This is a genomic window from Mesorhizobium sp. M2C.T.Ca.TU.002.02.1.1 (assembly GCF_003997225.1).
Genome location: NZ_RZTO01000133.1, coordinates 1 through 10,394 on the forward strand (window position 1 = coordinate 1; position 10,394 = coordinate 10,394).

12 protein-coding genes and 1 pseudogene are annotated in these 10,394 nt (G+C 64.1%); 7 read left to right on the plus strand and 6 right to left on the minus strand.

All coding sequences use genetic code 11. The features are described 5' to 3' along the window. Positions 1-1,019, plus strand: a pseudogene (locus EOD07_RS09905) (FAD-binding oxidoreductase); the annotation flags it as partial. 214 nt (positions 1,020-1,233) lie between these two features. Here the strand turns inward: EOD07_RS09905 and EOD07_RS09915 are convergent. The 4 genes from EOD07_RS09915 to EOD07_RS09930 form a co-directional block, all read right to left on the minus strand. After that, positions 1,234-1,704 carry an SRPBCC domain-containing protein gene (locus EOD07_RS09915; RefSeq protein ID WP_127235302.1) on the minus strand — a complete coding sequence of 157 codons (471 nt, stop codon included), beginning with the start codon at positions 1,702-1,704 and terminating at the stop codon, positions 1,234-1,236. 44 nt (positions 1,705-1,748) lie between these two features. Further along, a complete protein-coding gene (locus EOD07_RS09920; RefSeq protein WP_071032347.1) occupies positions 1,749-2,198 on the minus strand; it encodes an SRPBCC family protein in 450 nt (149 codons plus the stop codon). Further along, positions 2,195-2,515, minus strand: a complete 321-nt coding sequence (locus EOD07_RS09925; RefSeq protein WP_127235303.1) for a metalloregulator ArsR/SmtB family transcription factor — start codon at positions 2,513-2,515, stop codon at positions 2,195-2,197. The genes EOD07_RS09920 and EOD07_RS09925 overlap by 4 nt, the downstream gene beginning before the upstream one ends. A 76-nt stretch (positions 2,516-2,591) precedes the next feature. Continuing rightward, a complete protein-coding gene (locus EOD07_RS09930; RefSeq protein WP_127235304.1) occupies positions 2,592-3,017 on the minus strand; it encodes a GNAT family N-acetyltransferase in 426 nt (141 codons plus the stop codon). A gap of 183 nt (positions 3,018-3,200) precedes the next feature. Here EOD07_RS09930 and leuD point away from each other — a divergent pair, with 183 nt between their 5' ends. Both leuD and EOD07_RS09940 read left to right on the plus strand, forming a co-directional pair. Next, positions 3,201-3,806: a 3-isopropylmalate dehydratase small subunit gene (gene leuD, locus EOD07_RS09935; protein WP_127235305.1), complete on the plus strand. Its 606-nt coding sequence runs from the start codon at positions 3,201-3,203 to the stop codon at positions 3,804-3,806. A 74-nt stretch (positions 3,807-3,880) separates the two neighbouring features. Continuing rightward, positions 3,881-4,801 (plus strand): hypothetical protein, encoded by a 921-nt coding sequence (locus EOD07_RS09940; protein ID WP_127235306.1) that lies wholly within the window; start codon positions 3,881-3,883, stop codon positions 4,799-4,801. Positions 4,802-4,986: 185 nt separating this feature from the next. Here the strand turns inward: EOD07_RS09940 and EOD07_RS09945 are convergent, their stop codons facing one another. Beyond that, positions 4,987-6,084, minus strand: a complete 1,098-nt coding sequence (locus EOD07_RS09945) for an IS110 family transposase (protein ID WP_164772150.1) — start codon at positions 6,082-6,084, stop codon at positions 4,987-4,989. A 190-nt stretch (positions 6,085-6,274) separates the two neighbouring features. Here EOD07_RS09945 and EOD07_RS09950 point away from each other — a divergent pair, with 190 nt between their 5' ends. Both EOD07_RS09950 and EOD07_RS09955 read left to right on the plus strand, forming a co-directional pair. Beyond that, positions 6,275-6,658 carry a RidA family protein gene (locus tag EOD07_RS09950; protein ID WP_127235308.1) on the plus strand — a complete coding sequence of 128 codons (384 nt, stop codon included), beginning with the start codon at positions 6,275-6,277 and terminating at the stop codon, positions 6,656-6,658. Positions 6,659-6,671: 13 nt separating this feature from the next. Then, entirely contained in the window at positions 6,672-7,022 is a 351-nt protein-coding gene (locus EOD07_RS09955) for a VOC family protein (RefSeq protein ID WP_127235311.1), read from the plus strand. A gap of 84 nt (positions 7,023-7,106) precedes the next feature. Here the strand turns inward: EOD07_RS09955 and EOD07_RS09960 are convergent, their stop codons facing one another. Then, positions 7,107-8,327, minus strand: a complete 1,221-nt coding sequence (locus EOD07_RS09960) for an IS481 family transposase (RefSeq protein ID WP_245470008.1) — start codon at positions 8,325-8,327, stop codon at positions 7,107-7,109. Between the two features lie 209 nt (positions 8,328-8,536). On the opposite strand from EOD07_RS09960, the gene leuB reads away from it, so the two are divergent. Continuing rightward, entirely contained in the window at positions 8,537-9,640 is a 1,104-nt protein-coding gene (leuB, locus tag EOD07_RS09965) for a 3-isopropylmalate dehydrogenase (protein ID WP_127235309.1), read from the plus strand. A 4-nt stretch (positions 9,641-9,644) separates the two neighbouring features. Further along, positions 9,645-10,130 (plus strand): GNAT family N-acetyltransferase, encoded by a 486-nt coding sequence (locus EOD07_RS09970; RefSeq protein ID WP_127235310.1) that lies wholly within the window; start codon positions 9,645-9,647, stop codon positions 10,128-10,130. Positions 10,131-10,394 lie beyond the last annotated feature (264 nt).

Consider the following 10,394-nt stretch of genomic DNA (forward strand, 5'->3'; position numbering starts at 1 on the left):
CGATCCGCCAGCAATTCTCGATCCCTTAAAACATCCGCCTGTCGCAGTTCACGCTGAACCTGTTCCGGCGGCTGAAGGAGACGTTCGGCGCCGACGCCGATATCGGCTTTCGCGAGGGCGGCTATCTGATCCTCGCCGGCGAGGCCGGCTTGCCGATCCTCAAGGCCAATCACGAGACGCAGGTCGCCGAGGGCGCCGATATCCTGCTCGAGGATGCCGGGCAGCTGGCGCGCCGCTTCCCATGGCTGTCGGTCGAAGACATCGCCGCAGGCGCCTTTGGCCGCAGCGGCGAGGGCTGGTTCGACGCGCACGCGCTGCTGACGCTGTTCCGCAAGGCGCTGCGCGACAAGAGGATCGATTTCATCACGGCTTCCGCCACCGGCATTTCGCGCGACGGCAATCGCGTCACCGGGGTCAGCCTCGACAATGGCGAGACGCTCGAAGCCGGCATCGTGGTCAACGCCGCCGGGCCGAACGCCGGCAAGGTCGCGGCTTTCGCCGGGCTCGAGCTGCCGGTCGAGCCGCGCAAGCGCAACGTCTTCGTCTTCGAGGCACGCGAGAAATATGCCGACATGCCGCTGCTGGTCGATCCAAGCGGAATCTATGTGCGGCCGGAGGGCTCGGTCTATCTCACCGGCGGCGCCGAGCCGGAGGAAGGCGATGTCGCGCCCGACCCCAAGGATTTCGACGTCAACTGGCCGCTGTTCGAAGAGGTGATCTGGCCGACCTTGGCGACCCGCATCCCGGCCTTCGAGGCGATCAAGCCGACGCGCGCCTGGGTCGGGCATTACGACTACAACACGCTCGACCAGAACGGAGTGATCGGGCCGCATCCGGAGGTCGAGAACTTCCTGTTCGCCAACGGCTTCTCCGGCCACGGCCTGCAGCAGGCGCCGGCGGTGGGCAAGTCGATCGCCGAGCTTGTCATGCATGGCGGGTATCGCACCATCGATTGCACGGCGTTCGGGTACAGCCGTGTGGCGGAGGGAAGGGCGTTCCGGGAGCTGAATGTGATCTAGCGTCGAAGATTCTCTTGGACGCCGGCGGGACAGCGCCCCCCTCTGGCCTGCCGGCCATCTCCCCCACGAGGGGGGAGATCAGATGTCACGCCGGCTTTCGCCAATCACTAACGTATCAGGGAAGAGAGCGGCGCCCAAGCTGCCAATCTCCCCCCAAGTGGGGGAGATGGCCGGCAGGCCAGAGGGGGGCGCGAAGGATCGCGGCGTTTCTTATTCAAGCCTCCAAATACCCCTGCAGCCAGCCAAGAACGCGCGTCCAGCCCTCGGCATGCTCGGCTGCGGCGTCCGGGAAGCCGGCGAAACCGCCATGGCAGATGGTCAGCCGCGTGCCGCCGCCGATCGGCTCGAACAGGTAAGCCACTGTCGTTTCCTTGCGGCGGAGCGCCGGATGGTCCCAGTCGTAGCGCCGTGTCACGATGCGGCGCGGCATCTCGATTTCGATAAACTCGCCGCTGGCGGGTAGACGTTGACCGTTGGCCGTCTCCACGACAACGCTCCAAGCGCCGCCGACGCGAAGATCGGCGTTCCATCCGCTCATACGATAGGTTTCGGGCGAACCCCACCAGCGCTCGACGTCTTTGGTCACCAGCGCCGCGATGACCTCGTCCGGCGCGGCGGGAAGGTCGGCCGAGGCCATCACCGTGTCGGCGTTCGCCATGGCTTGCGGGAAGGACAGTTGCAGCATCGCATGCACCCCCAGCGAAATTGTCTCGTATCCGAAACGATACTTCAGCCCTTTGATGGCGGGCGCTCGAAACCCTTGCCGGTCTCGAGCAGGCTCTTGAGGCTCGCCAGCACCAGCGGCCAGCCCTTGGAGACGTTCGCAATCAGCCTGTGCGGGCCGTCGGCCTCGTGGATGACGGCGAGCTTCATCAATTCGCCGTCGGGCTCGATGGTGAAGGTGCAGCGCGTGTAGCCGTCCTCCTTCACCTCGGGCATCCATTCGTTGCGCCATTTGATGACCAGGCGTTTTGGCGGGTCGATCTCGAGGATCTCGCCCGAGTCGGCAATGCGGCCGTCCGGGAACATCAGCTTCCAGCTCGAGCCGACCTTCCAGTCGCTCTCCTGGTAGGAGCAGAGGAAGAACTGCCGGTTGAATTCGGGATCGGTCAGCGCCTGCCAGAGTTTTTCAGGCGTCGTGCGGATGTAGGTGACATAGACGAAGCTGTTCTCGCTCACGGCTCTTCCCTTTCAAGACGTTGCTTCAGGTCGCTCAATGCATTGAGCCGATGGCGCTCGAACTTGCCGATCCAGCGCTCGGCGATCTCGTTGATCGGAACGGGGTTGAGGTAGTGCTCCTTCTCGCGGCCGCGGCGCATGGTGGTGACGAGGTTCGCCTCCTCGAGGATCGCCAAATGCTTGGTCACCGCCTGGCGCGTCATATCCATGTGCTCGCAGAGCGCGTTCAGCGTCTGCCCGTTCCGGGCATGGAGACTGTCCAACAATTGCCGGCGGGTCGGGTCGGCCAAAGCGCGAAAGATGGCATCCATGCTCATGGGTTTAATATGCAACCATTTGGTTGCATGTCAAGCCGCACAACAGGACCAGGCGATCACTTGCCGGTGAATGGCGTCAGCGCTTGCGGGAAAACCAGAAGGCGTCGGTCATGCGCGTCATGCCGATGCGCTCGTAGAAGCCGACGGCGTCGGGCATCGAGATCAGGCTGATGGCGACCGAAGGGCCGAGCTGGCGCTGCGCCTCGTCCATCAGGCCCTTGCCGACGCCGAGCCCTTGCGCCGCCTTCGAGACGGCGAGGTCGGAAATGTAGCAGACCCAGGAGAAATCGGTCATGCCGCGCGCCACGCCGACCAGTTGCCTGTCCGGCCGGTCGAGCCGAGCGGTCAGCACGAGGTTGGCGTTGTCGAGCATCGTCCGCAGCCGGGCCTTGTCGTCGACGGGCCGCACCTTGCCGAGGCCGGAGTCCACCAGCACGCGGCGGAACTCGGCGACATCGAGGGCGGGTTCGCTGGCGTAGAGGACTTTGGAAGGATCGGCCATGGCCGCAGACTGCACCAGCCGGCCAGGATTTCGAAGCCGTTTTTAGAGCGTTCCAGTTTGGGTCCGCGCACCCTCCCGCCATTGGCCCAAGGGCAGCGCACGAACAGTTGCCTTTCATTTGCCGCCGGCTTTGTGTAAACCGTCCGGCAAAATTCCCCCGCAAGCCAGAAGAAGACGGGCACCATGGATAAATTCACCAAGCTCACCGGCGTCGCCGCGCCCATGCCGATCGTCAATGTCGACACCGACATGATCATCCCGAAGGATTATCTCAAGACGATCAAGCGCACCGGGCTCGGCACCGGCCTGTTCGCCGAGATGCGCTACAATGAGGACGGTTCGGAGAACGCGGATTTCGTGCTCAACAAGCCGGCCTACCGCAAGGCGCAGATCCTGGTCGCCGGCGACAATTTCGGCTGCGGCTCGAGCCGCGAGCACGCGCCCTGGGCGCTGCTCGACTTCGGCATCCGCTGCGTGATCTCGACCTCGTTCGCCGACATCTTCTACAACAACTGCTTCAAGAACGGCATCCTGCCGATCACCGTCAGCCCGGAAGATCTCGACAAGCTGATGGACGACGCCTCGCGCGGCTCCAACGCGACGCTGTCGATCGATCTCGAGGCCAAGGAAATCCGTGGGCCGGACGGCGGCGTGGTCAAATTCGACCTCGACGACTTCAAGCGCCACTGCCTGCTGAACGGCCTCGACGACATCGGGCTCACCATGGAGAAGGCCGGGGCCATTGCTTCCTTCGAGAAGAGGAACGCCGAACAGCGCCCCTGGGCCTAAGCAGCCTGAAGCACTGAACGGATAGACCCGGCCGCAAGCGGCCGGGCTCGTGGCGGCTGAATGGAGGGACAGTCATGACACGCTTGCTTCTGGCCGCCAGCGCCTCCGTGGCAATCCTTCTCGCCACGATCGGCGCCAATGCGCAGACCACCGCGCCGGCCACGTCCGACCAGCCGGCTGCCGATCAAGGCGCGGCCCACCAGGGAGCGGACAGCGACCAGGCCGGCTCTGACGAGGAAAAGCAGGCGCCGATCCCCTTCGAGGGCGGGCAGCTCACCATCACCCAGCCGGAGCAGGACGGCGAGAAGGTGCTGTCCTATGACGGCAAGCAGCTTGCCAGCAATTACGACGTCTTCTTCGACAAGATCGTCAAGATCGGCGACGTGAACGTTGCGCTCGTCGATGTCGGCGACGGCGGCAATCAATGCGGCCCGGCCAAGGTCATCGTCTGGAAGAAGGACGGCGAGATCCAGACCACCACGGTCGAGCAGGACGAATGCGGCGCCCCGCCGGCCGCCGTCTCGGACAGCGCCATCTATTTCGTGCCTTACCTTTTGCCGGGCGATTCCAAGCCGGCGCTGCAATGGTCGCCCACGGAAGGCCTGACGACCTCCGGCAACCTGACCTACACGCCGGAGCCCGGCACCGATTGGAAGGATGTCGATCCGTCGAAATACGACAACATCATCGACGCCTTCCACAACGAGGCCGTCTACAAGGCCGGCCAGGCGCTGCTGGGCGACGACATGCCCGACATGGCGACCAGCCTGCTGGTCGGCGGCGGCACCGAAAAGACGACGTCCGGCGCCTTCTACGCCACCGGCTGCGTGCCGCATGACTGCGGCGGCAATGACGGTTTCATGGCCGTCGACCCGGCCAAGCAGAAAGTCTATTTCGCCCGCCGCGGCGACAATGGCGAGCCGCAGGCCTGGCCGCCGATGAAGGACTGGCCGGCCGATATCAAGAAGGCCTATGACGACGCGCAGGGGAACTAGGGATTCGGCACGGCGACGGCCCTCTGCCTTCGTCATCCACGGGCGGAGCGACGCGAAGCGGAGCGCAGACCCGAGGATCCATTCCGTGACGTTGATCGAGGAATGCGGCGGTCCAGAATTGGCGCTTGTTGGCGCGTGTGTCTGCACCGCTGCTGCGCTCGCAAGTCACGGCATGGCAACTGTGTTCATGCGAATGCGGTTTTGTCTCGAATGATAGCGTTGAGGACGACAAGGAGCTTCCTTGCGACGGCGATGATAGCGAGCTTCTTGGAGCCCGATCGGGCGGCAAGTGCGGTGTAGAAGGACTTGAACCGCTCGCAGGTTCGAATGGCACTGAGTGCTGCCATGTAGAGGGCACGGCGTACGCGCGATCGTCCACCCTGGATCTGGCTCCTGCGGTTGAGCTTGCCGCTCTTGTTGTCGAACGGGGCAAGGCCGGCGAGTGCTGCAATCGACTTAGGCGAGCGCTGGCCGAGCTCGGGCAGGAGTGCCAGCAAGGAGAATGCGCCGACCTTGGAGACGCCGGGCACGGAAACCATCAGCGTGTAATCGCGGGCGGTGTCCTCGGCTTGACGAATGACTTCGGCGATCTGGCCCTCGAGCGCCTTGATGCGGGTATCGAAGTCGGCGATCAGATCTTTGAGGCTGGTGATGACGATCTCCACGAAAGCCTCGCCGAGCTGCTTCTTCAGCCTTGCCCGCATCTCGACCAGTTGATCGCGGTAAGCGGCAAGCGATTGAAGCTGCTCACCTTCTTCGCGCGGCGCCGGCTCAGCTTCAGGCTGATAACGACGGCCGTAGTCGCTCAGCATCCTGGCATCGAGAGGATCGGTCTTGGCGCGTCGTCTCGTCGACTTGGCATAGTGGTGGGTGTGCGCCGGGTTGTGCCGCGAGAACGGCACGCCGGCCTTGGCCAGCGCATGGCGCAGAAGCCGGTCATGGACGCCCGTCGCCTCCATGACGACGAAGTCGCGACTGGGGTCAAGGCCCGCCACATAGGCGGCGATCGCATCGGCCTGGTTGTCGATGCGCCGGCAACGGCCGCTTGTCTCATCAAAAAAGTCGAGCCACTGCTTGGAGATGTCGCAGCCGACATAGTTCTGGGCTATCATGTCCACGCCTCTTCCTGTGGTGCGGGGTCTGCTTGGAACAGCCCCGTGCAACTGTTCAGGTTGATGGTTCACCGGTGGGAAGGGACCGGGCCATGCCACGGCCTGTCCGAAAGGACGACCAGGATTCACTCGGTCTCCTTCCCACTTCAAACCATACACCAGAACCAACACACAGGATTCCAGGGTCTGCGCGCGTCGCTTCGCTCCCTGCTCCGCCCTGGAATGACGACGGGAGGGGCGGCTGCCGCTAATCTCCATGGCTGGCGCTTGCCTTCGTGACAATGCTCCGCATCCGTTGGCCCACCACCAGCCGCGCCCCTTTTGCTAGATTCAGGTCGACAAACTCAACGCGAGGCCGCTCATGCGCAAGCTCATCTCCACCGGCTCCCCCTTCGAGAAAACCGCGGGCTATTCGCGCGCGGTGGTGCAGGGCGACTGGTGCTTCGTCTCCGGCACGACCGGCTACGACTATGCCACCATGACCATGCCCGACACGGTCGAGGCGCAGACGCGCAATTGCCTCGCAACAATCGGCAAGGCGCTGGCCGATGGCGGCTTCGACATGGCCGACGTGGTGCGGGCGCACTACTATATCACCGATCAGGCCTATGTTGACGTGGTCTTCCCGATCCTCGGCGAGGCGTTCGGCGACATCCGGCCAGCGGCGACGATGATCGTGTGCCAGCTCAACAAGCCTGAGATGAAGATCGAGATCGAGGTGACGGCGCTGCGGCGCACGGCCTGAGGATCGGCCCATGGTGAAGGTCAGGCGCATCGTCGCCAATATCGAAACACCCGACATTGCCGCGGCCAAGCGCTTTTACCAGGACGTGCTCGGGCTTGACGTGCTGATGGATCAAGGCTGGATTGCCACCTACGGCTCAGAGGAACGGATGCAGGTGCAGGTGAGCTTCATGGCCGAGGGCGGTTCGGGCACGCCGGTGCCGGATCTGTCGATCGAAGTCGACGATGTCGACGCGGCGCTTGCGGGCATGAAGAAGGCCGGCTTCGCCGCCGAATACGGCCCGGCCGACGAGCCCTGGGGCGTGCGGCGCTTCTATGTGCGCGATCCGTTCGGGCGGCTGGTGAATATTTTGGCGCATCGGTAGCTTGGGTTCCTCGCCCCCGCCTCCGTGTTTGTGCTGGAGACAAGGTGGACGGGTGTTCGGGGACATGGTGGACACTTTTGTTCATCATGAACTGACGGGTTGTTTTTGTTGTTTGGCCTGTGGACCCTGTGGGCAACGCTCAGCGTTGTCCACAAGTCCACAGGTCCCGCTTTCGCCCTGGCGCAGGTTCAGGGTGGCAATCCAATGCGAGCAGTAGCGCACGCTGAAGACACCATCCTCGACGGTCGGGCGAAGCGCCACCAGCTCGCCACGGAATGCCTTGCCGAGTCGCCAAGGCCGGTTCCTGAAGCTGATGAAGCCATCACTGTCGACCTTGCGGACCTGATCGCCCGGTGCGTACTCGATCGCGGGCAGGACGTCGGGAAAGCTGCGCGGGCTCGGCCGGTAACGCTCGGCCGGCGTGGCCATGTCGAGTGCTTCGTGTGGTCGTTCGTAGTTGTAGCGCGGGCGCCATCGATCGAAGGCTCGCTGGCACTCGGCGAGATCGCCGAAGCTTCGCCCATTGATCACCTCGGCCTTGAGCGTGCGATGGAAGCGTTCTTCCTTGCCTTGGGTCTGCGGATGGCGCGGCCGACCGTGCAGCACGCGGATGCCGAGCCGCAACAGCCAGACGCTGAAGCCGGTGTAGGGCTCGCCGCCGGGATCGCTCCACGGCGAGCCGCCGTCCATCAGCATCGCCAGCGGCAAGCCATAGCGGCGAAAGGTAATCTCCAGTTCCCGGCGTACCGTCCGGCCCTGCTCGTCGCCGCAGACGGATAGCACCAGGTTGAAGCGCGAGTGATCGTCGAGCGTGGTGAGCGGATGGCAGCGCCCGCCATGGATGGCGAAGTGACCCTTGAAGTCCATCTGCCACAGCTCGTTGGGAGCCTCCCGCTCGAAGCGCTGCCATGGTCCCGGATGTTGCGCTGCTGTCGCCTCCGTCAGCCGATCATGACGACGCAGGATCGCAGTGATCGTGCTCGCCGCCGGGATGTCGAGCTCACCGTGTCTCTTCATCGCCTGTCTGATCTTGCGACCGCCCCAGACGTCGTTGCTCTCGTCGCGTACCTGCAACACCTTTACCTCAACTGCCGAAGCGGTGCGTTGCGGGCTCGAGTGCGGGCGACGCGATCGTTCGACCAGTCCCGCCGGCCCTTCTGACCGGTATCGCTCGAGCCACTTATAGCCGGTCGTCGGACTGATCCCGAACCGTCGACAAAGTTCACGCACATTCGCCCCCTCGCGCGCGGCAAACTCCACGAACTCTCGCTTCTGATCCATCGCGGACACCTCGTAAAACGGCATTCCGTCCCTCCCGATCCCAGGATCGGGAAGTGTCCACGATGTCTCCGAACGCCTGTCCACCATCTCCCCAGTCTGTACACTCCGGCGGGGGCGAGGAACCCGTGCCACGCTTGACCGGCGCTGCAATGTCCCGTCGTCCTCTTGCGCCCGGCCCGCTTGGCGTTTAGCAAAAGCCGCGATTTCTCCAAACTCTCACCGGACGGTTCTCCATGGCTTCAAAAAATCTCTTCCTGCTCGCCGGCGACGGCATTGGCCCCGAGGCCATGGCCGAGGTGAAGAAGCTGATCAAGGCCATGAACGACAAGCTCGGTAGCGGTTTCGCCACCGATGAGGGGCTGGTCGGCGGCTGCGCCTATGACGCGCATGGCGCGGCGATCTCCGACGCCGACATGGCGAAGGCGATGGCGGCGGATGCCGTGCTGTTCGGCGCCGTCGGCGGGCCGAAATGGGACGCTGTGCCTTACGAGGTGCGCCCCGAGGCCGGCCTGTTGCGGCTGCGCAAGGACATGGAGCTGTTCGCCAATCTCAGGCCCGCGATCTGCTACCCGGCACTGGCCGCGTCCTCCTCGCTCAAGCAGGAAGTGGTCGAGGGCCTCGACATCTTGATCGTGCGTGAGCTCACCGGCGGCGTCTATTTCGGCGAGCCCAAGCAGATCATCGATCTCGGCAACGGCCAGAAGCGCGGCATCGACACCCAGGTCTACGACACGTTCGAGATCGAGCGCATCTCCGGCGTCGCCTTCGAGCTCGCGCGGACCCGTCGCAACCATGTGACATCCATGGAAAAGCGCAACGTCATGAAGTCGGGCGTGCTGTGGAACGAGGTGGTCAGCCAGACGCACAAGGCCAAATACAGCGACGTCAAGCTCGACCACATGCTGGCCGACGCCGGCGGCATGCAGCTGGTGCGCTGGCCGAAGCAGTTCGACGTCATCGTCACCGACAATCTGTTCGGCGACATGCTCTCCGATGTGGCGGCGATGCTGACCGGTTCGCTCGGCATGCTGCCGTCGGCCTCGCTCGGCGCGCCGGACGCCAAGACCAAGAAGCGCAAGGCGCTCTACGAGCCGGTGCACGGCTCGGCGCCCGACATCGCCGGCAAGGGCATCGCCAACCCGATCGCGATGATCGCCTCCTTCGCCATGTGCCTGCGCTATTCCTTCGGCATGGTCGCCGAGGCCGACAAGCTGGAAGCGGCGGTCGCCGCCGTGCTCGACGACGGCCTGCGCACCAAGGACATCTTCTCGGCCGGCATGAAGGAAGTCGGCACCGCCGAGATGGGCGATGCCATCATCGCGAAATTCCTCGGCTGATCCATTGGCGCTCGAGGTCCGCTGGGCGACGGTGGACGATGCGGAAGCGCTCGCCACCCTGCTCTGCACGATGGCGGCGCATTACCGCCAGGCGCCGCTCGATCACAGCCGGGCGGCGGCCACGGCGCGGCAATGGCTCAGCGACGAGAGCCCAGCCTATCCGCATTTCGCCTTGGCTTTCGCGGACGGCGAGGTCGCCGGCCTCGCCTCGGTGGCGATTGCCCATCCGGGGATCGATCTCGAAAGGTTGATGTTTTTGAAGGATCTGTTCGTGCGCGACGGCGCCCGTAACAAGGGCGTCGGCCGCGTGCTGGTTCGCTTCCTCGCCGGGGAGTGCCTCGCCAAAGGCATCGGCCGCATCGACCTCACCACGGAAGACTGGAACGAGGGTGCGCTGCGTTTCTACGACCGACTCGGCGCCGAGCGCCACGGCCAGAAGGTTTTTCTGCGGCTGTCGGGCGACGCGCTGAACAGAGCCGCTGGGACCTGATGTCGGCCGGCATCGCATCACGCCTTCGTCATGTATGGACGGCCCCTCTTAGGCAAGAGGCAATTAGCAGATACGGCGCAAGTCTGGAGCGGTCATGTATTCGGCCTTTGATGCGGTCGATTTGATGACCGCTGGCTCGCAGGGGTTACGCGGATCGGTTCCAATCATTCTAGCGCGCTTTGGAAGCGCGATGACGACAACGGAGTTTGCCGACCCAGGTCCTGACCATTTTGCCGTGCTGCTTTTTTGCTCCTTACCTCGTTG